The sequence below is a fragment of the Sphingobium sp. TA15 genome (genome assembly GCF_037101235.1).
In the GTDB taxonomy this organism is placed as follows: Bacteria; Pseudomonadota; Alphaproteobacteria; order Sphingomonadales; family Sphingomonadaceae; genus Sphingobium; species Sphingobium indicum.
This window is the reverse complement of the sequence record NZ_AP025358.1, coordinates 12,755-36,315: the sequence shown is the minus strand read 5'-3', so window position 1 is coordinate 36,315 and position 23,561 is coordinate 12,755. Positions and strand designations below refer to the sequence as shown.

The following is a 23,561-nucleotide window of genomic DNA, read 5'->3' as shown; positions in this document are numbered from 1 at the left end:
TTTGAGACGGTTTAAACGCTCTACACCTTGTCGAACTTCCCCGCGAACTCGCGATCGGCGAAATAGCGTAGCTTGGCGGCGACGATCGGCCGTTGCCCCGCGAGGAACAGGAGCTGCAAATCCTCGCGCAGCGTGCGGACCTCATCGGGCGTGAGCAAGGGGCGGCCGACATGCTGCGATCCGAACGATATGCCGGTCTCTTCCGCGTCGATCGCGCGGCTCATGCTCTCGAACACGACCGTTTCCTGGCCGAGCAGATCGGAGACGAGCTTGGCGCTGTCGTGATCGTTGACGCCGAATATCTGCAAGACGCCGGCGTTCGACAGGAAGGTGCCGGCGCGGCGCTCGTAGAGCGCGCGGAGCTGGTGAACGTCTTGCAGGATCGGCCAGAGCTGGATGCCGTAGCCGGCCATGAGGCCCATAGCGCGCTCGACGGGTTCGAGGCGGCCGAGGGCGGCGAACTCATCGAGCAGGAACAGGACGGAGCGGGCAGGGGAGGCCGGCGCGCGCGCGAGATCGGTCAGCCCTTGCGCGAGCATCAGGCGCAGCCAGCGCGCATAGGTGGCGAGCCGATCGGGCGGCAGCACCAGATAGACGCTGGTAGGCTGCGCCTTCACATCGGCGAACGTGAAATCCGAGTGCCCCAGCACCGCCGTCATGCGCGGGCTGTCGAGAAAATGGGTATGGCGCTGCGCGGCCGACAGCACGCCAGCGGCTTCGCGATCGGACTTGCCGAGGTGGCGATTGGCGGCGCGGGCGGTGAGGCCGCCTTGCGCCTGCATGGCTTCGAGCTGGGCGGCGAAGGCTTGCGGAGCGAGGGTGAGCCGGTCGCGCAGCGTGGCAAGGGTTCGTGTGCCCGCCGGCTCCTGGCAAACGATATGCAGGATCAGGCCGGCGATCAACGCCTTGGCTTCCTCGTTCCAATGCGCCTCGCCCGCTTCGCCGGGGGCGTCATAGACCAGTGCGTCGGCCAGCGTCATGCAGTCGTCGGCGAGATCGAGGCCGGCAGGGTCGATACGATCCAATGGATTGAACGCGGCCCCGACCATGCCCGTTACGCCGAAGGGATCGAGGACATGGACCGGGCCGAAGCGTGCGCGATAGTGGGCGGTGATACGCGCGTTCTCGCCCTTGGGGTCGATGCAGACGACCGGGCCGGGATAGTCGAGCAGGTTGGGGATGATGGTGCCCACGCCCTTGCCGGTGCGCGTCGGCGCGATCGTCAGCAGATGGGCGGGGCCGGCATAGCGCAGCGGCTTGCCCGATTTGCGGTCGCGGCCGATCAGCAGGCCGTCGCCATTTTGGGCGAGGGGGCGCGTCTCGCGATCGGTGGCGAAGCGGGCCGAGCCGTGGGTATCGTCGCCGGCAGGGCCACCATAGCGCAGGATCAGCGGTTGGAAGAGGGCGCGCAGCGTGACCAGGATGATGACGAGGAACGTCAGCATCATGCCGAGCTGGTAGAGATTGGAATCGCGAGCCAGGCCGAGCAGGGAGGCGAGGACGAATTGCATCCCGCCGGCCAGGACGATGCCGACGATCAGGAACAGGATCGCGGTGCGAAACAGATGGCGGATGAGCGCGAGCGGGCTAAGGGTCAGCGCCGTGATCGCCCAAATCGGTTGCTCGCGCGCGAGGCGGGCGAGGTTGCGGATCGCGCGGCCGAGCTGGCGGAACCATTCCATGCCGGATCACTTCGCCGCCAGGGCGAAATCCACCCGCACGGTCACGATGTTCATGTTGGTCCCCGCCATCACCGGGGGCGCTGCCTGTGGCACGACTGTCGGGGGAGCGGCGATGCGGGCCTCCATGTCGGCCATTTGCGGCATATAGCCGCCCTGGCCGCCATCGCTGATCGCCAGCACGCGCGTAACGCGCAGGTTGGCGGCGGCGGCATAGGCATCGGCCTTGGCGCGCGCGGCCTTGTAGGCGGTGCCATAAGCGCCGAGGTTGGCCTTTTCGGGATCGGCGACCGAGAGATTGGGGCCGGAGACGATGTTGGCCCCGGCAGCGGTGACGGCGGCGAGAGCTTCGCTCACCCGTTTGTTGTCGCGGACCCGCACGGCGACGCTGTTGCTGGCCTCATAGCGGCCCTTGTTCGCGCCATAGTCGATCCGGTTGACCGAGAGGTTGCGGGTCTGAATATCCCGCGCCGGAATGTCGAGCCTGGCGAGCGCGGCGGTGATCTTGTTCATGGTTTCCGCGTTGCGGGCGCTGGCGGCCTGCGCGTCGGCGGCGATGCTCGACAGGCCGGCAGTGAACAACGCCTGATCGGGGGTGGCTTCGGCGCGCCCCGTGCCGGTGACGGTCAGCACGGTTTCGTCGCGATCGACACCGCGAGGGTCGGGCGCAGCGGGGGTGCAGGCGGCGAGGCCGAGCAGGGGCGTGAGGAACAGGGCTGGTTTCATGGCAATCCTCCTGGGTCGTTTTTGGTGTCGATCGTGGCGAGATGTTCGGCGCAGATCGCGGCGGCGATCGTGTGGAAATGCCTCACGCGCTCGACGAGCCAGGCCAGTTCGTCGGGGGTGATTTCATAGGCGTGGGAATAGCGGGCCTCGACATAGGCGCGCTGCAACTGTGCGAAATGGCGGCGGGCCGCGCGAGTATCGCGCGGCCATGCTTCGATCAGCCGGGGGTCTAGATTTTCGGCGAGCGAGCGCAGGATGCCGAGACGGTGCGATTTGGGCGCGTAGAGCGTCAGGACGAGCAGCACGGCATTGTAAGCCCGCTCGACGGCCTGGTGCAGCATGAACGCCGCATCGCGCGGCACGCCGTCGGCGATGCTGTCCTGGGCGAGCTTGAGCGCGTGCGCGGCGAGCGGGAACCAATGGTCGCGATGGCGCAGGGCTTCGGCGTGGCGTTCCTGCGCGTCGAGCTGGCGCGGCATGGCGAGGCCCTGTCCCGGCGCTTCGTAGAGGGCAATGCCATCGCGGGCTATGTCGGCAAAGAAGGGACGGCCGCGCGCGAGCTGGTCATTTACGTCCATCAGGGAATGGACGATGAAATTGACCGGCGTTGAGAGATGGCGGGTGACGGTCAGCTCGCGCACCAGATGATCGTCGGCGACCGCCCACCATGTTTGCAGATCGGTGAAGGTCTCGGAGTTGACGACGACGAGAAGGTCATAGTCGGAGATGTAGCCGCTGGCGCGATCCTCGACCCAATCGCCGCGCGCGTAGGAGCCGAACAGGATCAGCTTGAGGATGCGGCCGCCCTTGCGTTTGTCGGAGAGCTTGGTTTTGACGGCATCCTCAAATTCATCGAACAGGACGCGGGCGACCCGTTCCAGTTCGCGGCGCTTGGCGGCGGGAAGATGATCGAGATCGGCCCGCATCGTCATCCGATCGTTGCCGGCGTGATCGCCAGCGCCGGGTCCGCGTCGGGATGATCGAGCAGCTTGAGGACGATCGCGGTGGCGAGGGGAGGGGGGACAGCTTCCGCGCGCAGCATGTCGAACAGGGCGTGTTCGTCGGCGTCGAGGTCCATGCCTTCGATCGCGAGATTGGCGCGGGCTTCGGCATCGCCTTCGCGCCACATCGCGACTTCGGCGGGGGTGCCGCGCACATAATCGAGCGCGCGGACCTGGGCGCGGATCGCCCCGATGTCGAGGGCGCGCGTCACGGTTCCTGTCCTTCGCTTGCCGGCAGCGCGATATGGGTGATGCCCGGAGCGGCGGCGATTTCGTCCACCAGGCTATCGACGGTTTCCATGCGGTGACTGGGCCAGTCGCGCGAGACGGTGACATAGCCGGCATCGGTCTGGACATTGATGGTCGCGGTGGCGGGAAGCAGATCGAGCAGCGAGGCGAGCTTGTCCTGAATGTCGGGGGTGATCCGGTCGATTCCCGGTCCGACCATCAGGAGCTGCCAGGAGAGGCGCGACGTGTCAGTCATGGGCGTTTCCTTCCGCGTTGTCCTGTCCTTCCGCTTCCGCGTCGAAGGCCCGTTTGCCGCGCCGCTTCCAGAGCGCGAGGGCGTTGCCATCGCCTTGCGCGCGGGCGGCCAGATCGAGCATCGCGCCATAGAGCGTTGCTCGATCGTCGTCGGTCAGTTCGACGAGCCCGGCTTTCTGGACGAGGCCGCCCAGCTCTATGAGATGGCGGGTGCGTTCGCGACGCTGCACGACCCATCCTCTCGTATCGGTGCGGCGCTTGGCGGCTTCAACCCTGTGCCTCGCCTGCGCCAGCTTGGTTTCCGCCTTCGCCGTTGCCGCCAGCGCGTCGCCCAGCCTTGCGCCCGCGTCCTTGAAAGAAGGCCGCGCCCCGCGAGCGCCACGCCTCCCTTTCCTCCGCGTCGGCCGATTCCACGGCGGCGAGCAGCGCACCGGCGAGCGTGTCCAGATCGAGCGCATCGGCCCCGGTCCCCGTCACCAGCTCGCCGAGTTGCTGTATCTTCTTCGCCTTGATAGACTTGGCCTTGTCGCTCAGTGCCCGCAATTCGGCGTCATAGTCGCGCGTCTTTCGCATCATTCTCTCCCTCGCGCCCGTCGAACAGAAGCCGCACAGTAGCATGATCGCGCTGGCAGGACAGCGGTTCCGAACAGAAATACGGTGAAGTCAATCACGCGAACGGCAGTGAGTGGTGAGTGCGCGCTTATAGGTCGTTGCCGACCTGCGCTAAGAAAGGTAAGTTTCGTATCGTCATGGCAATCTACCATTTCTCCGCGAAAGTCATTGGCCGATCCAGTGGATCGAGCGCCGTTGCGAGCGCGGCCTATCGTGCGGCGGAGCGGCTGCACGATGACCGACTCGGGCGCGATCATGATTTCTCGAACAAGGCCGGCGTCGTCCATTCGGAAATCATGCTGCCCGAAGGTGCGCCGGAGCGTTTAAACGATCGCGCGACCTTGTGGAACGAGGTGGAGGCCGGCGAGAAGCGCAAGGACGCGCAACTTGCCCGCGAAGTCGAGTTCTCGATTCCGCGCGAGCTGAACCAGCAGCAGGGCGTCCAGCTCGCCCGCGAGTTCGTCGAAAAGCAGTTCGTCGAACGCGGCATGGTGGCCGACCTCAATGTGCATTGGGACATGGGCAAGGACGGCCAGCCCAAGCCGCACGCGCATGTCATGTTGTCGATGCGTGAAATCAGCCCGGACGGCTTCGGCAAGAAGGTAGTCGAGTGGAACAGCACGGCGCTCCTGAAGGAGTGGCGCGAGGCGTGGGCCGACCATGTGAACCAGCGCCTTGCCGAGCTGGATATTGACGCGCGGATCGACCATCGCACGTTGGCGGCGCAGGGGATCGACCTTGAGCCGCAACACAAGATCGGGCCGGCTGCATCGCGGATGCCCGAACAAGGGCTTGAGGCCGAGCGGGTCGAGGACCATGCCCGGATCGCGCGCGAAAATGGCGAGAAGATCATTGCGCGGCCCGAGATCGCGCTGGACGCGATCACGCGCCAGCAGGCGACGTTCACGCGGCGCGACCTGGCGCAGTTCGCGTTCCGGCACAGCGACGGCAAGGATCAGTTCGACCAGGTGATGAGCGCGGTGCGGACCTCGCCCGAGCTGGTGGCGCTGGGGAAGGACGGGCGCGGCGAGGATCGGTTCACGTCGCGCGACATGATCGACACCGAGCAGCGGTTGAGCCAGGCCGGCGATCGGCTTGCGGATCGGGCGGGGCATGGTCTCTCGGCGGCGTCTCAAATGGGGGGGCGAGACACCGCCGAGAGTGGAAGCCTTGCGCTGGGAAGCCAGCAAAAGGACGCCCTGGCGCATATCACCGGCAAGAACGACCTGGCAATCGTCGTCGGCTATGCCGGCACCGGCAAATCGACCATGTTGGGCGTGGCGCGCGACGAATGGGAGCGCGCCGGCTATCAGGTGCGCGGCGCGGCCTTGTCCGGCATCGCGGCCGAGGGGCTTGAGGGCGGTTCCGGCATCCAGTCCCGCACGATCGCGAGCATGGAATATCAGTGGGACCAGGGCCGCGAGCTGCTAGGCCCGCGCGACGTGCTGGTGATCGACGAGGCGGGCATGATCGGCACGCGCCAGATGGAGCGCGTATTGTCCGAGGCCGAAAGGGCCGGCGCGAAGGTGGTCCTTGTCGGCGATCCCGAGCAGTTGCAGGCGATCGAGGCCGGGGCGGCGTTCCGGTCCCTTGCCGAGCGCCACGGCGCGGCCGAGATCAGCGAGGTTCGCCGGCAGCATGAGGACTGGCAGAAGGACGCCACGCGGGCGCTGGCGACGGGCAGGACCGGCGAGGCGATCCATGCCTATGCCGAGCATGGCATGGTCCACGCGGCCGAGACGCGCGAGGCTGCGCGGGCCGAGCTGATCGACACATGGGACGCGCAGCGGCTTGCCGATCCCGAAAAGACGCGGATCATCCTCACCCACACCAATGCCGAGGTTCGTGATTTGAACCAGGCCGCGCGCGATCGGCTGCGCGAAGCCGGCGAGCTGGGGCAGGACGTGCGGATTTCGGCCGAGCGGGGCGCGCGCGAGTTCGCGACCGGCGACCGCATCATGTTCCTGAAAAACGAGCGCGGGCTAGGCGTGAAGAACGGCACGCTGGGGAAGGTCGAGCGCGTGTCGCCCGACAGCATGGCGGTGCGGCTCGATGATGGCCGACAGGTGGCGTTCGACCTCAAGGACTATGCCCATGTCGATCATGGCTATGCCGCGACCATCCACAAATCGCAGGGCGTGACGGTCGATCAGGGGCATGTGCTGGCGACGCCGGGGATGGACCGCCATGCGGCCTATGTGGCGCTGTCGCGGCACCGTGAGGGCGTGCAGCTCCACTATGGCCGCGACGACTTCGCCGACGATCGGCGGCTTGTCCGCACGCTGTCGCGCGAGCGGGCGAAGGATATGGCGTCGGATTATCCCATGTATCGGGACCGCGACGCCGAGGCGCAATCGTTCGCCGATCGGCGCGGTCTGTCGGGCGAGATCCGATTGCCGGATGCGCCCGAGCGCAAGGGTGTGGAGCTTCTTGGCCCGCGTGCTGGCACCATGCGCCAGATGGGCGGAGATCCACGCCCACGCGAGATCGGCGAGGGCCGCGGCGCAGGGGATGCGAAGGCCGCGGCCGAGCGACAGCCGCGGCGCGGCATGTTCGACGGCTTGAAGCTGTCGGCCGAGCCGGCGAAGGCGGCCGAGCCAGCGCAGGGCGCGAAGGAAAAAGCGGCTCCCAAGCGGGGCATGTTCGATGGGCTGAAACTGTCGTCGCGCACGCCGACGCCGGCGAAGGAAGCCCCGGCGCGTGCCGAGCAGGGCCTTACCCATGATTTCCGGCGCGCGGTCGAGCGGGCCTCGCGTTCGGCCGAGGCGGTGTTGCAGGCCCGCGCATCGGGCGGGCCGGTATTGGAGCATCAGAAGGTCGCGCTCGAGCGCGCGACCGAGGCGCTGGACCAGATCAGGGCGGGGGCTTCGCGCGATATGGCATCGGCGTTCCAGCGCGAACCCGGCTTGCTCCATGAGGCGGCGGCGGGGCGCAGCGGCCCGATGATGGATGCGATGGCGCAGGAGGCCAAGGTGCGGGCCGATCCGAACTTGCGCGCCGATCGGTTCGTGGAACGCTGGCAACAGCTCTCCCAGGACCGTGACCGGCTTTATCGCGCCGGCGACATGACGGGCCGCGAGAAGGCGGGCAAGGAAATGGCGGGCATGGCGAAAAGCCTTGAGCGCGATCCCCAGGTGGAATCGATCCTGCGCGGCCGTGAGCGCGAGCTGGGGCTTGAGATGGGCATGGGGCGCGGGCGCGACCTTAGCCACCAGTTGACGCACGAACTTGGGATTGGCCGCGATCGTGGCCTTAGCCGGTAATTGGCCGACCGGAAAAATGGCCTGCCAGTCCCACGACTGGCAGGCCAGTAAGTCTCAAGAGAGTCGCTATTGAGACTTTCGGGTCGCGCGCCGCCTTATCATTTGATTTCGTTGGATGTTGTGAAAAATTGTCAAATATAGACGGACGGAGGCGGCGATGCGGGAAGAGGATGATAGTTTTGGCGACGCTGACGATCCGGCGCTGGCGTTCGCGCGGGTCGAGGATCGGTTGGCGTCGGTGCATGGCGAGGTGGCGTTGCTGCGCGCCGCGATCGAGGGGCTGACCGCCGCGCGCGAGAATATCGAGATTCCCGATTACGAGCCGACGCTGGGGCGCACCGAGCAAGTGCTGGGGGTGCTGGCCCAGCAGATCGCCGCCATGCGGAAAAGCCCCGCCCTGTCGATGGACCCGGCGCATATGGCGGGTGAGATCGCCAGCGCCGCCACGAACGCGCGCCGCGAGGATCAGCGCCTTATCACCGAGGCGCGCACGGCGCTGGACCAGGCCGCGCGCGAGATCGGCAACCGTCTCGCATCGGCGCGGCGCGGCGACGAGCAAAACCGCTGGCTGTATGTCATCGGCGCTTGCGGCGTGGTGCTGGGGCTGTTGCTCTACGCCCTACTTGCCGGCCCGCTCGCGCGGGCGACCCCCGATAGCTGGCGCTGGCCCGAGCGTATGGCGACCCGCGTTCTCAATGAGCCTGGCCCGTGGGGGGCGGGGCAGCGGTTGATGCAGGCGGCCGATCCGGAGAGCTGGGCGCTGATCGTCGCGGCTTCCCCGCTGACGGATGCCAATCGCGAGACGGTGCAGAAATGCCGTGAGCAGGCGGAAAAGGCGGCAAAGCCCGTGCGCTGCACGATTGAGGTCAAAGCGGATAGCGGACAAAAACCATGAACCAACCAGCTCTTGCCGGAGTAGAGAGCTTCGCGATGCTTGTCGGCCGAAACTGCCGCGAGCGCCGCGTGCAACTCGAAATGTCCCAAACAGAATTATCGGAGCGATCCGGCGTTACTGCCTCGTATCTATCGCGCATAGAAAACGGACGCGGCAACCCCACGTTGGAACTGTTGGATTCGATTGCGGGCGCGCTGGGCTGTCATGTGGTGGACCTATTTCGCGAGTGACGATCGCGCCTCTGCGTTGGTTGAGATCGTTTAAACGACTTAGCGGAGGGCAGCGCCGCGAACGTGCGGAACTGCACTTTATTTGCAATTCGTAATGCTTTTCCTCTAAACGACACGCGCCCGCTGAGAGGGGGGCAGAGGCGTGGAAACCTCTCAATGTAAGACGAGCTTCAGCGACCGGGCAGCGAACACGCATGTCCAAGGCCCTTGGCCCAAAGGTGTTCGCGCCTGACTTACATCAGGTTTCCAATGGCCGGTTGCTGCCGGCTGCACGCTTCCGATGTGGCGGCGTGCGGTCGGCTGTCCGATCGACTGTCGCCGGCGAGTGCAGATGGAGCTTTGCGGTAGGGGTGGGAAGCGCGTGAACAGTCATCTCCCTGTCGGCCGAATGGCCGAACGTCTGGAATCCCTGCCGCGCGAACATGCCTGGTTCGCGATCCTCGTTGCCGTCACCGCCCTTTCATGGGCGAACCACGCCTATCCCAGCGCTGGCTTGCTTCCGCTTTACGTTCCGATCATATGCGCCGCTGGATGGGCGCTAGGTGTAGGCGCTTGCAACCGTAGCAGCTTCTGCTCGCAAACAGCGCCTTTTCCTGCCCAGATTACCTGACAACGAGCCGACTATGCTGCTCACGCTATCCGACAATGTGCTCGCCATCATCCGCGTCTGCTCGCAAACGGCAAAGGGCCGCTCATGGTATCTGCCAACTACAAAGTCGAGATTAGCAGTCATTTGCTGATGCGCGATGCTCACGCAGCTTTGTGGAACCCAAGATCAGAAAGTACACGATGGGGCAAACCACCATCAGCATCACTGCTGGATCGGTAGCCCATCTCGTTGGGCCATCGCTGTCCGGCTCACTTGCTACCGCGAGCATGAGCGCGATTGATCCTCGCACAGCGGCGTAGGTGGCAGGAACAAGCAGGATGTGGAGAAGCCACCCGTAGCGGAACCGCATGGCGCCAAACCAGCAGAGTACAGCTATGGCGGGTGGAGCGAGTGTGGCGGCTACGAAGCCGCAGAACCAAATGGCAAACCCTGCCGGAGTCAGCGTATCGCGATAGTAGCTGGCGATCCCATCCGGTCGCAATCCGAGAGCGACGAAAGAGCCTGCGACGACAACGGCACCCAAAGCCGTCAGTCCGACGCCACGCAATGTCCCGTGTCTCGGCATCAATCTATGCAATCCAGTAAGCCATTGATCAGGCTGCTCGCACTTTGGCTCGGAAGAAGGTCGTTTCCGACCCAATCAGATCGGGGTCGATCCCGCTCTCCTCGGCGGCCAGTTGCTGGATGATCCGCCAAATCTCGGGGGCGGTGAGGCGCGCGCCGTCGCGGGCAAGCCTGCCACGGTTCTGCTCCGTGACCAGTCGGGCGAGATCGCCGATAGTGTCGCACCTCCGAGGTAATCGCCGGCGGTCGAGGTGCCGTAACCATAGCCCCGCGTAGGCGCTCGCTCCAGCAGCGAAGATGCGAAGGGGAGGTGCCAGCGTCGTGAAGGCGAGGATCGCGACCGCGACAGCGAAGCAGAGACCACTGACAATCCCAAGCCATCCGGCTCGCGTCGCCGGCATCTTGAGGTCGGTATCGGCTTCCAGGTCGCTGAACGCTTGGCGCAGCTTCCCACCGATCAGCGGCGCCAACGGCGCATCCGGCCCGACGTGCCGGCCAAGCCCGAGCGCGCGTCGAAGCCTGTAGAACGTCATCTGCGTGGCGCATGTCGTGCCGCCCCCGCTGTAGGCTGCGACATGCGCGACGACATGGTCACGCACCTCGCCGAACGTTGTCCAAGGCAGGTTCGAGCGCAGGCGCAGATCGAAGGTGCGCTCGATTGCGAGGAAGAAGTCGGTGTCGTCGCCATCACCGACCCAGCCAACCGTATCGAGCACCTGCATGAACCCGGCTCCTCAGCGGTTCTGCAAAACGACCGTTTCTGACGAGCCGATCGCCTTGCTGGGCCGGCAACGTAAATCTGCGGGCCGCACTTTGTCAAAACTGTTCTGGAAACCCGCGTCGCAAAACGGTATGCCCCGCACGAGTTTGGAGAAGATCAGACGCTCATGCGGGTCGGCTATGCCAGGGTCAGCACCAGCGACCAGAACCCCGAGCTCCAGCTCGATGCGCTGCGGCGGGCCGGCTGCGAGCGGGTGTTCACCGAAAAGGCGTCGGGCGCGCGCGATGACCGGCCCGAACTGGCGCGCATTCTGGAAGACGTGCTGCGCGCAGGCGACACGCTGGTTGTTTGGAAGCTCGACCGCCTCGCCCGCTCGCTCAAGAAGTTGATCGCCACGGCCGAGGATCTGGAGCGCGAGAAGATCGGGCTGGTGTCGCTGACCGAGAGCATCGACACGACAACGCCGGGTGGCATGCTCACCTTTCACGTGTTCGGCGCCATCGCGCAGTTCGAGCGTGCCCTGATCCGCGAGGGCTCTGTTGCAAAAATCGTGAAGCTTGAGCATGCTTGGCGGAGATTGGACGGACGGAACGATGACGGATTTCAAGTGGCGCCATTTCCAGGGTGATGTGATCCTGTGGGCGGTGCGCTGGTATTGTCGCTATCCGATCAGCTATCGCGACCTTGAGGAAATGCTGGCGGAACGCGGCATTTCGGTCGACCATACGACGATCTATCGCTGGGTCCAGTGCTACGCCCCGGAGATGGAGAAGCGGCTGCGCTGGTTCTGGCGGCGTGGCTTTGATCCGAGCTGGCGCCTGGATGAAACCTACGTCAAGGTGCGGGGCAAGTGGACCTACCTGTACCGGGCAGTCGACAAGCGGGGCGACACGATCGATTTCTACCTGTCGCCGACCCGCAGCGCCAAGGCAGCGAAGCGGTTCCTGGGCAAGGCCCTGCGAGGCCTGAAGCACTGGGAAAAGCCTGCCACGCTCAATACCGACAAAGCGCCGAGCTATGGTGCAGCGATCACCGAATTGAAGCGCGAAGGAAAGCTGGACCGGGAGACGGCCCACCGGCAGGTGAAGTATCTCAATAACGTGATCGAGGCCGATCACGGAAAGCTCAAGATACTGATCAAGCCGGTGCGCGGTTTCAAATCGATCCCCACGGCCTATGCCACGATCAAGGGATTCGAAGTCATGCGAGCCCTGCGCAAAGGACAGGCTCGCCCCTGGTGCCTGCAGCCCGGCATCAGGGGCGAGGTGCGCCTTGTGGAGAGAGCTTTTGGCATTGGGCCCTCGGCGCTGACGGAGGCCATGGGCATGCTCAACCACCATTTCGCAGCAGCCGCCTGATCGGCGCAGAGCGACAGCCTACCTCTGACTGCCGCCAATCTTTGCAACAGAGCCACGGAAAGCTCAAGATACTGATCAAGCCGGTGCGCGGTTTCAAATCGATCCCCACGGCCTATGCCACGATCAAGGGATTCGAAGTCATGCGAGCCCTGCGCAAAGGACAGGCTCGCCCCTGGTGCCTGCAGCCCGGCATCAGGGGCGAGGTGCGCCTTGTGGAGAGAGCTTTTGGCATTGGGCCCTCGGCGCTGACGGAGGCCATGGGCATGCTCAACCACCATTTCGCAGCAGCCGCCTGATCGGCGCAGAGCGACAGCCTACCTCTGACTGCCGCCAATCTTTGCAACAGAGCCCCCTGCCGGGATGCCGACAGCGGCATGGACCAGTTCATGCGCGAGGATGGCCGCGATCTGTGCCGGCATGGCGTCGGGCGCATGGGCAAGGTCCGGACGGATGAAGATTTCAAAATGGCCGTCCGCGCTCAGCCGGTTATCCCAGCACTCGCCGATCGCCTTGCCCTTGGCTCCCGCGCTGGTGAAGCCGATCGCCACGCGCACCCGGTCGGGCAGGGGAGCTTCCAGCGCCTCAAAGAGCGGGGCCATGCCCGCCGCCACCCGATTGAGCCAGCTTTCCCGGTTGTCGTGGGTCATCGTCTCTATTCCCTTCAGATCGCCTGTCCGGCGATGGCCATGCCATCGGCCGGAACACGGACGCCCAAGAACGCCGGCGAGAGAGGGGGGCAGCGGGAATCGACGGGGTGGAGCGGGCGCAGCGAGGCCCAGCCGAGCGAGCCACGGCCCGTCTATTCCCGTTGCTGGGGAGAGGGGGGGCGGAACGTCCTCTCCCCACTGAACAAACGACATGCCGGCCAGCGCCGGCACCTTGTCCCCGAGATCCGCGCACGCGATCTCGCCCGCCATGTGGATCGTCACCGAATGGCCAAGACCGCGTGCGGGCTTGGGGAGCGCAGCGACTAGAGCCACGGTGCCGCGCAAGCGGCAGGCGCACAATGGTTGTAATTGTAGCTCAGTTGAGCTACATCGAACACGGATCACAGGAGGTTCTTATGGCCGCTACCGCTTTCGTGCGTGCGCGCATCGACGAAACATTGAAGGATGAAGCCGCCGCCGTCCTGGCCGAACTGGGGCTGACCGTATCCGATGTGGTCCGCATGACGCTCACCCGGGTCGCGAAGGATCATGCCTTGCCGTTCGAGCTGAAAGTGCCGAACGCCGAAACACGGGCAGCCATCGAAGCCTCTCGCGCCACGATGAAGGCCCGCCGCGCCCGTTTCACCGATCCTCAGGAAGTCTTTGATGCCCTCGACCAAGAAGCCCGCCAGCAGTAAGCGCGCCTCGCTCCCCCGAGAGGCGTCTTATGAAAAGCGGTTCGCGAAGGATTGGGAGCGGTTGTCGCGCAGCGGGCGCTACAACATGAAGCAGCTCAAGGAAGCGATGATGCTCCTCATCGCCAACGACGCGCCGCTTGGCCCGGAATGGCTGGACCACGCCCTCAAAGGCGATTGGAGCGATCATCGCGAGTGCCATATCGGCGGCGACTTCCTGCTCATCTACACGATCGAGGGAAATCTGGTGAACTTCGTGCGCGCCGGCACGCATTCGGAACTGTTCGAATAGCCTGCCGCTTCCTGGCGAACACAAGAAAAGCAAGCGAAGCGCTACTGTTTGGCTATCTTTTGTATATCGCTTGGATAGCGCTCGCCAGCAATGAAGGGGAAGCCATGAAGGCCATATTCATCCGCCACGGCGAAAGCACCGGCAATGCCGGCATGCCCTGTCACGATCTGGCGACGATCGAGGCCACGAACAGACGCGCCAGGTTACCGCGAGCTTGCCCGAAGCCGACCCCGCAGTATCACGTCACCTATACCCGCACCCGGCAGAGCGCCGCGCTGCTGATCGCGTTTCCCCGCCGTGCGGGTCGAGACGTGGCCCATAGGAGAGAGCTTTAAAACAATCCTGCGATGCAGCGATGGACGCCTCAGTTCACCTGACGCCGGTGCTTGCCACCATACTTCTTGCCGCAATAGTCATCCAGTTCCCGCATCTCGTTCACGGCGGCGGCGACCAGCGCGGTGGCGCAGGACAGACCGCTGTCCGGTGTAGCCATCCGGGCCTCCACGCGATTTCGCAGTTCCTCGATGTCGGCGCGCGACAGGACGTTCTTTTCTCGCAAATAGCAGATCAGGCTTTGCAACAGGATCATTGCCTTGTCGCCGGGGGCCACATTATCGTTGTTCATCATCTTTCCGGTATCCTCTGGAGCGACCGTATTCCTCGGCCTGTAATGAGAAGATGATATGATGCTGAACAATTGTCCAGTGCCCGGGGACCTTCAGCTCACCAAAATGCCAATCGAGCTGCGCCAGCCTTGGTCCGCGCGCACTGAGCAGGTCCTCAATTGCACATTGCGGCGAGTTCCCGGCGGAACAGCGACGCCATGTAGTGGCGCAAGATTTTGTGGTCTCGGTAAGGAAACAGCTCGGCCCCCGCTACCATTCCCCAGGACATGGTGATGATGAAGTCCACCACCGTTGATCTGTCCTGTGGAGATGCGCCCGGCGCCAAAGAGGCCAGCGCCGCTCCCAGGCTGGTGCGCAGCCGGACATCCGCCTTGCGATTGATCTCGGCGATGATCGGGTTACACCCCACTGTGGCCACGAATTCGCACATCATGCGGCGATTTTCATGCGATGGCTCATCGATGGCGATTCGCTCGATCCAGGCGAGGATACCTTCGCGATCCCCCACCGCGACCGCCGTCTCCAGCGTCTCTTCCTCGAGCCATTCAGCAAGGTCGGCTTCGCAGATGGCGGCAATGATCGCCTCCTTGTTGGCAAAGTCCCGATAGATCTGCCCCACCGCGATGCCGGATGAACTGGCGATTTGGGCCATCCCGGTCTGATGGAATCCGCGTTTGACGAAGAGATCGCGGGTCGTGGCCAATATATGCTGCCGCCGCGCCGCAGAGCGGGGTCCCCGCACTCTTGCGACCGAATTGTTTTTTGCCACCATACCTCCCTAGCCCGCCTTATTCACCAAAAGTGTCCTGAAGGGTTGGCGGGAGTGGCGTAAGCCTCTGATCTGAATTAGGAACTGGGTGTCTAAGCCGAACCTGCCGCAGGGCAGAAAATGCCACGGGCCACACCCGCCATGAACGATGATATCGCAAGCTCATTTGGATTCCCAGCAGTCGGCCGCAAGAAAATCACAGCTGCGTTCGACGGTGGCCGGCTTACCTCGGATGGCGGTGTTCTACTGCTTGCACAGGCCGAGCGCGCGATGGGGATTTGCCAGCGCCTGGCGGCTTGTATTGCCGATCCGCGCGATCCAGCGCGGGTGATCCATCGCCTGGATGACATTCTGCGTGCCCGTGTGTTCGCGATTGCGTGCGGCTATGAGGATGCCGATGATCTCGATGCTCTGCGCGACGATCCAGGCTTCCGCCTGGCGCTCGGCAAGCTGCCGGAATCGGGCGCGGGGCTGGCCAGCCAACCGACGATGAGCCGGTGGGAAAATGCACCGACTACGCGCGAACTGGCCAGCATGATGGCCGCGATGATCGACATCTACTGCGCCAGCTATCCCGCCCCTCCGACAGCGGTCACGCTGGATATCGACGACACGTGCGACGTCGTGCATGGCTATCAACAGCTCTCGTTCTGGAACGGGCATCATGGGGAGCGCTGCTTCCTACCGATCCATATCTACGACACCGCGACCGGCAGGCCGGTGGCCATGCTGCTGCGCACAGGCAAGACGCCTTCTGGAAAGGAGGCGGCGGGGCACATCCGACGCCTGGTGCGTCACCTGCGCCGTAATTGGCCCGATACCCACATCACTATCCGCGGCGACGGGCACTATGGTCGACCCGAGGTCATGGCCTACTGCGATGCGGCCCGCGTCGATTACGTGTTCGGCCTGCCCACCAATTCAGCGCTGCGCGCCGATCCCGCCATTGTTGCGGTCGCCGATGCCTGCGCGGTCAAGCGCGCCCAGCGTCAGTGTCCCGTCCTGCGCAACTATGCCGAGACCCGCTATGGGGCAAAGACCTGGAAGTGCCAGCGTCGCGTCGTTGCACGGATCGAGGCCAGCACGCTGGGCATGGACATCCGCTATGTCGTCACCTCGTTGGCAACAGGATCGGCCGAGCACATCTACGACACGCTCTACTGCGCGCGTGGTCAGGCCGAGAACCTGATCAAGCGCCACAAGTCCCAGCTCGCCAGCGACCGAACCTCGTGCCGCTCGGCCAATGCCAATCAGATGCGCCTGATACTGCACACTGCCGCATACTGGCTGCTATGGCGCATCCAGCAGGCGATGCCCAGGACCGCTGCTCTGGCAAGCGCGGAGTTTACCACCTTGCGCCTGCGGCTGCTCAAGGTCGCTGCGCGCGTCGTAGAAAGTGCTAGCCGCATCCGCATTGCCTTCGCTTCCGCCTGTCCGGATGCCGACCTGTTCCGCGCCCTCGTTCTCCGGCTGAAGCCTGCGCCGACGTAGCCCATGCGGCAGCGCCGCAGAACTCCGAGCCCAGCCCTTCAACCCGAAAAGCCCATCAATCCGAATGCGGTGAAACAAACGCCAGCGATGCCGGTCGTCCGCGCAATACAGCCAGCCGCAGCAAATGCCCAGAGCGGACCCGAAACCGAGCGTCGTGAATAAGAGAGGCTAGTGGATTGATCGGAACGAATGGGTAGTGTGCGTGAAGTTCTGCAAAATCGCTTGAGGAGCGAGGCGGTCATGGCAGGCTGGTGATGTTCAACGTCACCGAGGAGACCCGCCATGACCAGGACCGAGATTAAGCCTGCTGTATCCGCTGTCAAAGAGTTGCTGGCGCAGGAGCCGGATGCGCTTCGCGAGATTGTGCGCAGCGTGATGCAGGCGATGCTGGAAGCCGAGATGGACGAGGCGCTGGGCGCGGGCAAGAGCGAGCGCAGCGATGCGCGGCTCGGCTACCGTTCGGGGCATTACCCGCGCACGCTGGTGACGCGGGTCGGCAAGCTGGAGCTGCGGGTGCCGCAGGACCGTGCCGGGCGCTTCTCGACCGAGCTGTTCGAGCGCTACCAGCGGTCGGAGCAGGCGCTGGTGGCGACGCTGGCCGAGATGTATGTCCAGGGCGTTTCGACGCGCAAGGTCAAGGCGATCACCGAAGAGCTGTGCGGCCATGCCTTCTCGGCCTCGACGATCTCGGCGATCAACAAGAAGCTCGATGGCAGCCTGGCGGCCTTTGCCCAGCGCCGCCTCGACGAGCCGTTCCCTTATCTGATCCTTGATGCCCGCTACGAGAAAGTGCGCGAAGGCGGCGTGGTTGGAAGCCAGGCGGTGCTGATCGCGATCGGCATCGACTGGGACGGCAGGCGGCAGATACTGGCCGTGGAGATGGCCAATCGCGAGAGCGCCACGTCATGGAAGGACTTCCTGCTGCGCCTGCGTGACCGGGGCCTGCATGGCACCGAGTTCGTCGTCGCCGACGATCATGCCGGCCTGCGCGCGGCGATCCGCGAGGTGCTGACCGGCGCCGCATACCAGCGCTGCTACGTGCACTTCCTGAGGAACGCGCTCGATCACTTGCCAAGGAAGGCCGACGACGACTGCCTGCAGGAACTGCGCTGGCTCTACGACCGGCGCAACCTCGCCGAGGCCCGCGCCGATCTCGCCCAGTGGCTCGCCCGATGGAGCGCCAAATATCCCAGGCTCACCGACTGGGCCGAGGAGACGATCGAGGAGACCTTCTCCTTCTACCGGCTGCCACGCAGGCATCACAAGCACATGAAAAGCACCAACATGCTCGAACGCTTCAATGAGGAAATCCGGCGGCGAACCTATGTCGTGCGGATATTCCCCAACGCCCCCAGCTGCCTGCGCCTGGTCCGCGCACTCGCCGTCGAAACCCACGAAAACTGGCTCGAAGCCAACCGCTACCTCAATATGGACGAACTGCGCGAGCAGAAGAAAACCGAACTACGCAAAGCCGCATGACCAGCACCATGACCGCCAATTTGCAGAACTTGACGCACACAACCAACGAAGGTGCCGTCACGGTTGATCGGGCATCGACTGCGTGTGCGCCTCTACGATGATCGGCTCGATCTGTTCCTGGGCGGCAGTTATCTCATGACCCGGCCACGCGGTCGCCCGAAAAGCGCTACCGAACATGGCTATGTGGTGGATTACCGTCACGTGATCCATAGCCTCAGGCGTAAGCCGATGGCCCTGCTGCAGCTGACCTATCGCGACCAGTTGTTCCCGCGCGAGGCGTACAGGCTCATGTTCGAACGGCTGCTCGAAGCCATGTCCGAGCGTGACGCTTGCCGCAAGATGGTCGAGTTGCTGTCCATGGCCCATGAACGGGCCTGCGAGGCCGAGCTTGCCGATCTTCTCGCCCAGGACCTTGACGAAGGCCGGCTGCCTGACATCGCCGCGTTGCGAACGCGCTTCTCGCCCGATCCGGCCGCGCTGCCCGAGGTGGTGGTCGAGCTTGGCCCCCTGACCGACTACGATGCCCTGCTGCTGGGAGAGGCCGCATGACCAAGGCCCATAACGTCGATGCCCAGCGCCTGAGCTTCATCCTCAACGAGTTGAGGCTTCCTGCCATCAAGGTGATCTGGCCCGAGTTTACCGAACGTGCCGACAAGGAGGGCTGGCCCGCCACCCGACTGCTCGCTGCACTTACCGAGCATGAAATGGCCGAACGTGACCGGCGTAGGATCGAACGTCATCTGAGCGACGCACGATTACCACCGGGCAAAACGCTCGACAGCTTCGCCTTCGACGCCGTGCCGATGGTCTCGCGGGCGCAGGTCACGGCCATGACCTCGGGCGACGGATGGCTGGAAAAGGGCGCCAATCTCATCCTGTTCGGCCCGCCGGGCGGAGGAAAGAGCCACTTGGCGGCAGCCATCGGCCTGCAACTTGTCCAGAATGGTTGGCGCGTGCTGTTCACCCGCACGTCCGAGCTGGTCCAGAAGCTTCAGCTCGCGCGCCGCGAACTGGCGCTCGAATCCGCCATCGCCAAGCTCGACAAATACCACCTGCTCATCCTGGACGACCTCGCCTATGTCGCCAAGGATCAGGCTGAAACCTCCGTGCTCTTCGAGTTGATCAGCGCACGCTATGAGCGCCGATCCATGCTCATCACGGCCAACCAGCCCTTCGGCGAATGGAACCGGGTCTTCCCGGATCCCGCCATGACGCTCGCGGCCGTCGACCGTCTCGTTCATCACGCCACCATCTTCGAGATGAATGTCGAGAGCTATCGTCGCAGGGCCGCCCTCCAGCGACAGACAGGGGCTGGAAGGACCCCAAAATACGCGACAATCAAATCCATCGAGAAAATGTCGATCAGCGACAATCAGAGCGAAGAATCGCCCTTGCCAGCGACAATCTAACCCGGCACCATGAACCCGCCGCGACAATCTGTTCTCATCCTGATAGTCGCTGACCTCTCACCCAGATCGTCGCGCTATAACTACGTCTCAAATTTACCTGCCGACGCCACCCTCAAAATGCTCGCCGCGACGATCAAGGCGAGATGGATCTGCGAGCAAGCACATCAGCAGCTCAAGGAAGAACTGGGCCTCGATCATTTCGAAGGCCGCTCCTGGGTTGGATTACATCGACATGCATTGATGACAATGATCGCATACGCTTTCCTTCAAGCCCGCCGTCTCAAAGCAGCGGGGCGGAAAAAAAAGAGTCGGGGGGCCGCCGCCACAACCGAGCATGCCAGCTATCCGACAGGCGATCTTGAACATCTTCATAAGGCCTCCGCCACTTCGGTGCCCCCATTGTGAAAAGCTCCTCGTAGACAGGCCTGAACAAAAACTGCCAAAGTAGTGCTAGTCACCTGAATCTGAAGTTCGGCTCATTGTTTTTTGGCAGAATCGTTTGACGGCGGCGAGGATTTCGTCGGCGGATTTGACCCATTTGTAGGGCTTGGGGTTTTCGTTGTGCGCCGCGATGAATGCGGTGATGTCGGTCTCAAGTTCAGCGGTTGATCGGTGGACACCGCGCTGCAACTGCTTGCGGGTCAGTTCTGCAAACCATCGTTCGACCTGATTGATCCAGGACGCCGAAGTCGGTGTGAAGTGAGCATGCCAATGCGGGCGGCGTGCGAGCCAGGCCTTGATCTTTGGCGTCTTGTGGGTCGCATAGTTGTCCATCACGAGGTGGACGTCTGGCCCCTTGGGGATCGCGGCGTCGATCCGCTTGAGGAAGTCGAGGAACTCGGTTGCCCGATGGCGCTTGTAGCATTTCCCGATCACGGCGCCGGTGGCAATGTCGAGCGCGGCGAACAGGGATGTCGTGCCATTGCGGACGTAGGTATGGGTGCGCCGCTCAGGAACCCCCGGCGCCATGGGCAAGACCGGCTGCTCGCGATCCAGCGCCTGGATTTGCGATTTTTCATCCACGCACAGCACGATCGCCCGGTTCGGCGGCGACATGTAGAGCCCGACTATGTCCTGCACCTTGTCGACAAATAGCGGATCGGTGGACAGCTTGAATGTCTCGGACCGGTGCGGCTGCAGGCCGAACGCGCCCCAGATCCGGCGGATGGTGGTGTGTGACAGCCCGGACTTGGCGGCCATGGAACGGATCGACCAATGCGTGGCGTCCTTGGGGGTCGTGTTCAGCGTACGCTCGATCACCTGAGCTACTTGCGTGTCAGATACTGTTCGTGGCCGACCCGCACGATATTCGTCAGTCAGTCCTTCAATGCCAGCCTGCACGAACCGGCGGCGCCATTTGCCAACCGTGTGCTCGTGAACGCCCAGGCGTTCGGCGACTTCCTTGCTCTGCAGCCCTTCTGCACAAAGCAGGACCATCCGGCATCGATCAGAGAGTGAACGCGGCGCTTTGTGGCGGCGGACCTGAGCTTCGAGAAAACGCCGGTCATCTCCGCTCAAGACAACCAAATCCGCCCGTCTGCCCGCCATCACATTAACCTCCGTCTGATCTACAAGGGCTTATACAATGAAGCTTACTTCAGTTCCAGGTGACTAGATCAACACCCGTTCCACCTCATCGAGCGTCACGTCATCGGGCCTCCGATCGTAGAGCTGGGTCGTGCGCGTGGAGCTATGGTTCGCCATCGTCGCGGCCGTCTCCAGCGTGCCGCCGTTCTTCAGGTAAGTGGTAATCCCGGTCGCGCGGAACGAATGGTTGCCGATCGCCGTGCCGATCTCGGCCGCCACCGCGCGTCGGCGCACCATCGCGAACGCATTGGCCTGGGGCAGGGGAGTGTCGCTTAGCCGCTTGGTCCCGCGCGCGATCGTGCGGAACAACGGCCCCTTGGCTTGCGCGCGCAGCTCACACCCGTCGATATAGGCGGTCAGATAGTCCTCAAGATTATGGTGGCAGGGCATTTCGTGCTGCTTGCCGCCCTTTTCGTGCAGCCGCACCCAGAGACGGCGGTTCTGCATGAAAACGTCCTCGACACGCATGGAGAGCGCCGCGCCGATCCGCGCGAACGAATAGACCATCAGCCCGATTAGCGCGCGGTCGCGCAGACCCGCCGGCCCACCCACGTCGATCGTATCAAGCAGCCGCCGCGCCTCGTCGGGGGCCAGCACCGGCGTCTTGCCGCGCCGCTGACTATGCGCCGGCCCGCGCACCGATGCGGCGGGGTTCACCGGCATGACCTGGCCTATCACCAGCCAGTCGAACAGCCGACGCACGCCGGCGAGCTGCTGCTTGACGCTGGGCGCGCTCATCTCGCCTCCCAGCGCCTCGATCCACGCGCCGACGTGGAGCGGCTGCACGGCCCCAAGGGACGTGACCCCGCGCGCCGCTACCCAGGTCAGGAAGTCGCCAGCCGCGCGCGCATAGGCGCGGCGCGTATGCGCGTTGCGGATGGTGACGGCGAAAAACTCCAGGAACCGCAACCGCGCGCGGTCGTCGGCCGACGCGATCAGCGCCGGCAAGGCCAGCGTGGGCGAGGGAAGGGGGGCGAGCTGAGCCATTACCCCTCTCTCCGCCAGCGTGCGGGCGCGGCGCGCGGTTCGACGCGACGGCGCGCCATCTCCGCTTGCACCTGTTCATGGGGAGTGCCCGGCCTCGGATCATCGACCGCCGCCTGCAACAACCGGCGCAGCAACGCGTCGCGCAGATCACGATGCGGCTCCAGATCGCGGAAGTTGCCGACGATCGCGAACACCGCCTCCGAAGGATCGGCGAACATGCCGCGCTCGATCGGTTCCAACAGCCAGTCGGCCAGCGCCGGGGGCAGATAGGCCTCAAACCGCAACCCGCCCGCGCGGGCCTGCTCCCGCAAGCTCTCGGCCTGGGCGCGGGACACGGGATTGTCATACGGGTAATCATCCTCGTCGTGCATGTCGGGGACACCGCCGATCTGGGTCATGGCCGGCCCCGGACATGGGCGGCGGGATCGATGATCGTGATGGCGTCGCGCGAGCCGTTGGCGACGGCATCGGCGATCCCGAAGATCTCGACGCGACCGCCTTCGTTGTAGATGCGTCCCGCCACCGTGCCATGGATGATTGCGCGCGCGCCGGTCTCGATCGTCAGGTTGCCCGTAATTGTGCCGTGGAGGATGAAACGGATGCCCCGATGCAGCGTCGCATCGCCAGCGACCATGCCATAGAGGGCGATATTCTCCTCGATGGCGAAGGGGCCTTCGATCTTGTCGTGCACCGCGCGCATTATGCCGCCGCCTCTATGTCCGTCAGGGCAAAATCATTGCCCTTGAACAACAGCGGCTCGTCGGTCGCCTTGGCCAGCGCATAGGAAAAGCAGTCGCCAAAGTTCAGGCCCGCTTTGTGGCGGCCCTTGCCGAAATCGAGAAACGCCTGTCGCGCCAGTTCGCCATGATCGAGCGTCACCGGTTCGATCGTGATGCCGGCGCGGCGAAAGAAGGCTTCGGTCTGGCGCATCCCTTCGGGACCGAGCTGGCGTTCGATGACCATCGACAGCTCGACATAGCTGGCGACGCTGATGCGGCAGGCATCGGCATCATGGATGGCTTGTGCGAAGGTCGCCGCTTCGGGTTCGCGATAGAGGATCGCGACCAGGGCCGAGGTGTCGAGGATCATTTCGGCAGGCCATTATCGTCATAAAACAGTTCGGCATGATCGACATAGGGGCGCTTCACATGCGTGGCGGCGCGATCGGCGATCGTTAGCAGTTCCGCGACGCTCGCCTTGCTTTTCTGACGCTCGATCCTGGCGAAGCGCTCGCGCAGCGCCTCCGTCACCACGCGGGTCATGCTCTGGCCGGTCGCTTGGGCGATGGCCTGCGCAAGCCGATGGGCTTCAGGGTCTTTAACATTGAGGCTCATGGTCCGCCTTTCTAGAAAATTAGCCACCTTTCTACCATGCAGCGCGCCTAAGGGGAAGAGTGTATGATAAAGGACATTATCATATATAGGTCAGGGAATTTAT

The 23,561-nt window shown here is 64.0% G+C and carries 25 protein-coding genes and 6 pseudogenes; 14 read left to right on the top strand and 17 right to left on the bottom strand.

What is annotated here, in order from left to right; genetic code table 11:
* Positions 1-20: 20 nt before the first annotated feature.
* The 7 genes from Sj15T_RS21190 to Sj15T_RS21160 are packed head-to-tail and all read right to left on the bottom strand — an operon-like array spanning position 21 to position 4,462.
* Positions 21-1,682: a type IV secretory system conjugative DNA transfer family protein gene (locus Sj15T_RS21190; protein ID WP_013038680.1), complete on the bottom strand. Its 1,662-nt coding sequence runs from the start codon at positions 1,680-1,682 to the stop codon at positions 21-23.
* 6 nt (positions 1,683-1,688) lie between these two features.
* The gene (locus Sj15T_RS21185) at positions 1,689-2,405 is read right to left on the bottom strand and encodes an SIMPL domain-containing protein (RefSeq protein WP_013038679.1); all 717 of its coding nucleotides are present in this window, start codon (positions 2,403-2,405) and stop codon (positions 1,689-1,691) included.
* Positions 2,402-3,337, bottom strand: a complete 936-nt coding sequence (locus Sj15T_RS21180) for a HEPN domain-containing protein (protein WP_013038678.1) — start codon at positions 3,335-3,337, stop codon at positions 2,402-2,404. The genes Sj15T_RS21185 and Sj15T_RS21180 overlap by 4 nt, the downstream gene beginning before the upstream one ends.
* Positions 3,334-3,618 carry a hypothetical protein gene (locus Sj15T_RS21175; RefSeq protein ID WP_013038677.1) on the bottom strand — a complete coding sequence of 95 codons (285 nt, stop codon included), beginning with the start codon at positions 3,616-3,618 and terminating at the stop codon, positions 3,334-3,336. The genes Sj15T_RS21180 and Sj15T_RS21175 overlap by 4 nt, the downstream gene beginning before the upstream one ends.
* Positions 3,615-3,890 carry a hypothetical protein gene (locus Sj15T_RS21170; RefSeq protein ID WP_013038676.1) on the bottom strand — a complete coding sequence of 92 codons (276 nt, stop codon included), beginning with the start codon at positions 3,888-3,890 and terminating at the stop codon, positions 3,615-3,617. The genes Sj15T_RS21175 and Sj15T_RS21170 overlap by 4 nt, the downstream gene beginning before the upstream one ends.
* Positions 3,883-4,119 (bottom strand): conjugal transfer protein TraD, encoded by a 237-nt coding sequence (locus tag Sj15T_RS21165; protein ID WP_013038675.1) that lies wholly within the window; start codon positions 4,117-4,119, stop codon positions 3,883-3,885. Before Sj15T_RS21165 ends, Sj15T_RS21170 begins: the two co-directional genes overlap by 8 nt.
* Before the next feature lie 37 nt (positions 4,120-4,156).
* Complete coding sequence (locus tag Sj15T_RS21160; RefSeq protein ID WP_013038674.1) at positions 4,157-4,462, bottom strand: conjugal transfer protein TraD; 306 nt, start codon at positions 4,460-4,462, stop codon at positions 4,157-4,159.
* Positions 4,463-4,638: 176 nt separating this feature from the next.
* Here Sj15T_RS21160 and traA point away from each other — a divergent pair, with 176 nt between their 5' ends.
* From traA to Sj15T_RS21145, 3 genes are all read left to right on the top strand, one after another.
* Complete coding sequence (traA, locus tag Sj15T_RS21155) at positions 4,639-7,764, top strand: Ti-type conjugative transfer relaxase TraA (protein WP_013038673.1); 3,126 nt, start codon at positions 4,639-4,641, stop codon at positions 7,762-7,764.
* A gap of 157 nt (positions 7,765-7,921) precedes the next feature.
* On the top strand, positions 7,922-8,659 hold the full coding sequence (locus Sj15T_RS21150; RefSeq protein ID WP_013038672.1) for a DUF6118 family protein: 738 nt from the start codon (positions 7,922-7,924) through the stop codon (positions 8,657-8,659).
* Complete coding sequence (locus Sj15T_RS21145) at positions 8,656-8,889, top strand: helix-turn-helix transcriptional regulator (protein ID WP_013038671.1); 234 nt, start codon at positions 8,656-8,658, stop codon at positions 8,887-8,889. Before Sj15T_RS21150 ends, Sj15T_RS21145 begins: the two co-directional genes overlap by 4 nt.
* Before the next feature lie 1,203 nt (positions 8,890-10,092).
* Here Sj15T_RS21145 and Sj15T_RS21140 read toward each other — a convergent pair.
* Positions 10,093-10,785 carry a hypothetical protein gene (locus Sj15T_RS21140; RefSeq protein ID WP_007685994.1) on the bottom strand — a complete coding sequence of 231 codons (693 nt, stop codon included), beginning with the start codon at positions 10,783-10,785 and terminating at the stop codon, positions 10,093-10,095.
* 165 nt (positions 10,786-10,950) lie between these two features.
* Here Sj15T_RS21140 and Sj15T_RS21135 point away from each other — a divergent pair.
* From Sj15T_RS21135 to Sj15T_RS21125, 3 genes and pseudogenes are all read left to right on the top strand, one after another.
* Positions 10,951-11,340, top strand: a pseudogene (locus Sj15T_RS21135) (recombinase family protein); the annotation flags it as partial.
* A 37-nt stretch (positions 11,341-11,377) separates the two neighbouring features.
* The gene (locus Sj15T_RS21130) at positions 11,378-12,142 is read left to right on the top strand and encodes an IS6-like element IS6100 family transposase (protein WP_001389365.1); all 765 of its coding nucleotides are present in this window, start codon (positions 11,378-11,380) and stop codon (positions 12,140-12,142) included.
* A 41-nt stretch (positions 12,143-12,183) separates the two neighbouring features.
* A pseudogene (locus Sj15T_RS21125) lies at positions 12,184-12,438 on the top strand (IS6 family transposase); the annotation flags it as partial.
* Between the two features lie 54 nt (positions 12,439-12,492).
* Here Sj15T_RS21125 and Sj15T_RS21120 read toward each other — a convergent pair.
* A pseudogene (locus Sj15T_RS21120) lies at positions 12,493-12,789 on the bottom strand (transcription elongation protein SprT); the annotation flags it as partial.
* Positions 12,790-13,205: 416 nt separating this feature from the next.
* On the opposite strand from Sj15T_RS21120, the gene Sj15T_RS21115 reads away from it, so the two are divergent.
* The 3 genes and pseudogenes from Sj15T_RS21115 to Sj15T_RS21105 form a co-directional block, all read left to right on the top strand.
* Positions 13,206-13,487: a type II toxin-antitoxin system RelB/DinJ family antitoxin gene (locus tag Sj15T_RS21115; RefSeq protein ID WP_007684554.1), complete on the top strand. Its 282-nt coding sequence runs from the start codon at positions 13,206-13,208 to the stop codon at positions 13,485-13,487.
* Positions 13,456-13,776, top strand: a complete 321-nt coding sequence (locus Sj15T_RS21110; protein WP_021246202.1) for a type II toxin-antitoxin system mRNA interferase toxin, RelE/StbE family — start codon at positions 13,456-13,458, stop codon at positions 13,774-13,776. Before Sj15T_RS21115 ends, Sj15T_RS21110 begins: the two co-directional genes overlap by 32 nt.
* A 104-nt stretch (positions 13,777-13,880) precedes the next feature.
* Positions 13,881-14,109 (top strand): annotated as a pseudogene (locus Sj15T_RS21105) (histidine phosphatase family protein); the annotation flags it as partial.
* A 31-nt stretch (positions 14,110-14,140) separates the two neighbouring features.
* Here the strand turns inward: Sj15T_RS21105 and Sj15T_RS21100 are convergent.
* Positions 14,141-14,404, bottom strand: a complete 264-nt coding sequence (locus Sj15T_RS21100) for a hypothetical protein (protein WP_007684562.1) — start codon at positions 14,402-14,404, stop codon at positions 14,141-14,143.
* Positions 14,405-14,556: 152 nt separating this feature from the next.
* The gene (locus Sj15T_RS21095) at positions 14,557-15,105 is read right to left on the bottom strand and encodes a TetR/AcrR family transcriptional regulator (protein ID WP_007684564.1); all 549 of its coding nucleotides are present in this window, start codon (positions 15,103-15,105) and stop codon (positions 14,557-14,559) included.
* A 186-nt stretch (positions 15,106-15,291) separates the two neighbouring features.
* Here Sj15T_RS21095 and Sj15T_RS21090 point away from each other — a divergent pair, with 186 nt between their 5' ends.
* The 5 genes and pseudogenes from Sj15T_RS21090 to Sj15T_RS21070 all read left to right on the top strand — a co-directional run.
* Positions 15,292-16,662 (top strand): IS1380-like element ISSp1 family transposase, encoded by a 1,371-nt coding sequence (locus Sj15T_RS21090; protein WP_013039223.1) that lies wholly within the window; start codon positions 15,292-15,294, stop codon positions 16,660-16,662.
* 282 nt (positions 16,663-16,944) lie between these two features.
* On the top strand, positions 16,945-18,141 hold the full coding sequence (locus Sj15T_RS21085; RefSeq protein ID WP_007684572.1) for an IS256 family transposase: 1,197 nt from the start codon (positions 16,945-16,947) through the stop codon (positions 18,139-18,141).
* Positions 18,142-18,195: 54 nt separating this feature from the next.
* Positions 18,196-18,690, top strand: a pseudogene (locus tag Sj15T_RS21080) (IS21 family transposase); the annotation flags it as partial.
* Positions 18,687-19,550 carry an IS21-like element helper ATPase IstB gene (istB, locus tag Sj15T_RS21075; protein ID WP_004211466.1) on the top strand — a complete coding sequence of 288 codons (864 nt, stop codon included), beginning with the start codon at positions 18,687-18,689 and terminating at the stop codon, positions 19,548-19,550. The pseudogene Sj15T_RS21080 and the gene istB, both read left to right, overlap by 4 nt.
* Before the next feature lie 72 nt (positions 19,551-19,622).
* A pseudogene (locus tag Sj15T_RS21070) lies at positions 19,623-19,955 on the top strand (transposase); the annotation flags it as partial.
* Positions 19,956-20,000: 45 nt separating this feature from the next.
* Here Sj15T_RS21070 and Sj15T_RS21065 read toward each other — a convergent pair.
* The 6 genes from Sj15T_RS21065 to Sj15T_RS21040 all read right to left on the bottom strand — a co-directional run bounded on the left by Sj15T_RS21065 (position 20,001) and on the right by Sj15T_RS21040 (position 23,458).
* On the bottom strand, positions 20,001-21,098 hold the full coding sequence (locus Sj15T_RS21065; protein WP_007683624.1) for an IS630 family transposase: 1,098 nt from the start codon (positions 21,096-21,098) through the stop codon (positions 20,001-20,003).
* A gap of 63 nt (positions 21,099-21,161) precedes the next feature.
* Positions 21,162-22,124, bottom strand: a complete 963-nt coding sequence (locus tag Sj15T_RS21060; protein ID WP_007682488.1) for a tyrosine-type recombinase/integrase — start codon at positions 22,122-22,124, stop codon at positions 21,162-21,164.
* Positions 22,124-22,522, bottom strand: a complete 399-nt coding sequence (locus tag Sj15T_RS21055; RefSeq protein WP_007682491.1) for a hypothetical protein — start codon at positions 22,520-22,522, stop codon at positions 22,124-22,126. The genes Sj15T_RS21060 and Sj15T_RS21055 overlap by 1 nt, the downstream gene beginning before the upstream one ends.
* Positions 22,519-22,824, bottom strand: coding sequence for a hypothetical protein (locus Sj15T_RS21050; RefSeq protein ID WP_007682492.1), 306 nt, complete (start codon positions 22,822-22,824; stop codon positions 22,519-22,521). Before Sj15T_RS21050 ends, Sj15T_RS21055 begins: the two co-directional genes overlap by 4 nt.
* A complete protein-coding gene (locus tag Sj15T_RS21045; protein ID WP_007682494.1) occupies positions 22,824-23,213 on the bottom strand; it encodes a type II toxin-antitoxin system VapC family toxin in 390 nt (129 codons plus the stop codon). Before Sj15T_RS21045 ends, Sj15T_RS21050 begins: the two co-directional genes overlap by 1 nt.
* Entirely contained in the window at positions 23,210-23,458 is a 249-nt protein-coding gene (locus tag Sj15T_RS21040; RefSeq protein ID WP_007682496.1) for a type II toxin-antitoxin system VapB family antitoxin, read from the bottom strand. Before Sj15T_RS21040 ends, Sj15T_RS21045 begins: the two co-directional genes overlap by 4 nt.
* Positions 23,459-23,561 lie beyond the last annotated feature (103 nt).

Coding starts and splice junctions, on each gene's coding strand:
- Sj15T_RS21190 (WP_013038680.1), bottom strand. CDS start 1,682: ATGGAATGGTTCCGCCAGCTCGGCCGCGCGATCCGCAACCTCGCCCGC.
- Sj15T_RS21185 (WP_013038679.1), bottom strand. CDS start 2,405: ATGAAACCAGCCCTGTTCCTCACGCCCCTGCTCGGCCTCGCCGCCTGC.
- Sj15T_RS21180 (WP_013038678.1), bottom strand. CDS start 3,337: ATGACGATGCGGGCCGATCTCGATCATCTTCCCGCCGCCAAGCGCCGC.
- Sj15T_RS21170 (WP_013038676.1), bottom strand. CDS start 3,890: ATGACTGACACGTCGCGCCTCTCCTGGCAGCTCCTGATGGTCGGACCG.
- Sj15T_RS21160 (WP_013038674.1), bottom strand. CDS start 4,462: ATGCGAAAGACGCGCGACTATGACGCCGAATTGCGGGCACTGAGCGAC.
- traA (WP_013038673.1), top strand. CDS start 4,639: ATGGCAATCTACCATTTCTCCGCGAAAGTCATTGGCCGATCCAGTGGA.
- Sj15T_RS21150 (WP_013038672.1), top strand. CDS start 7,922: ATGCGGGAAGAGGATGATAGTTTTGGCGACGCTGACGATCCGGCGCTG.
- Sj15T_RS21145 (WP_013038671.1), top strand. CDS start 8,656: ATGAACCAACCAGCTCTTGCCGGAGTAGAGAGCTTCGCGATGCTTGTC.
- Sj15T_RS21140 (WP_007685994.1), bottom strand. CDS start 10,785: ATGCAGGTGCTCGATACGGTTGGCTGGGTCGGTGATGGCGACGACACC.
- Sj15T_RS21130 (WP_001389365.1), top strand. CDS start 11,378: ATGACGGATTTCAAGTGGCGCCATTTCCAGGGTGATGTGATCCTGTGG.
- Sj15T_RS21115 (WP_007684554.1), top strand. CDS start 13,206: ATGGCCGCTACCGCTTTCGTGCGTGCGCGCATCGACGAAACATTGAAG.
- Sj15T_RS21110 (WP_021246202.1), top strand. CDS start 13,456: ATGCCCTCGACCAAGAAGCCCGCCAGCAGTAAGCGCGCCTCGCTCCCC.
- Sj15T_RS21100 (WP_007684562.1), bottom strand. CDS start 14,404: ATGATGAACAACGATAATGTGGCCCCCGGCGACAAGGCAATGATCCTG.
- Sj15T_RS21090 (WP_013039223.1), top strand. CDS start 15,292: ATGCCACGGGCCACACCCGCCATGAACGATGATATCGCAAGCTCATTT.
- Sj15T_RS21085 (WP_007684572.1), top strand. CDS start 16,945: ATGACCAGGACCGAGATTAAGCCTGCTGTATCCGCTGTCAAAGAGTTG.
- istB (WP_004211466.1), top strand. CDS start 18,687: ATGACCAAGGCCCATAACGTCGATGCCCAGCGCCTGAGCTTCATCCTC.
- Sj15T_RS21065 (WP_007683624.1), bottom strand. CDS start 21,098: ATGGCGGGCAGACGGGCGGATTTGGTTGTCTTGAGCGGAGATGACCGG.
- Sj15T_RS21060 (WP_007682488.1), bottom strand. CDS start 22,124: ATGGCTCAGCTCGCCCCCCTTCCCTCGCCCACGCTGGCCTTGCCGGCG.
- Sj15T_RS21055 (WP_007682491.1), bottom strand. CDS start 22,522: ATGACCCAGATCGGCGGTGTCCCCGACATGCACGACGAGGATGATTAC.
- Sj15T_RS21050 (WP_007682492.1), bottom strand. CDS start 22,824: ATGCGCGCGGTGCACGACAAGATCGAAGGCCCCTTCGCCATCGAGGAG.
- Sj15T_RS21045 (WP_007682494.1), bottom strand. CDS start 23,213: ATGATCCTCGACACCTCGGCCCTGGTCGCGATCCTCTATCGCGAACCC.
- Sj15T_RS21040 (WP_007682496.1), bottom strand. CDS start 23,458: ATGAGCCTCAATGTTAAAGACCCTGAAGCCCATCGGCTTGCGCAGGCC.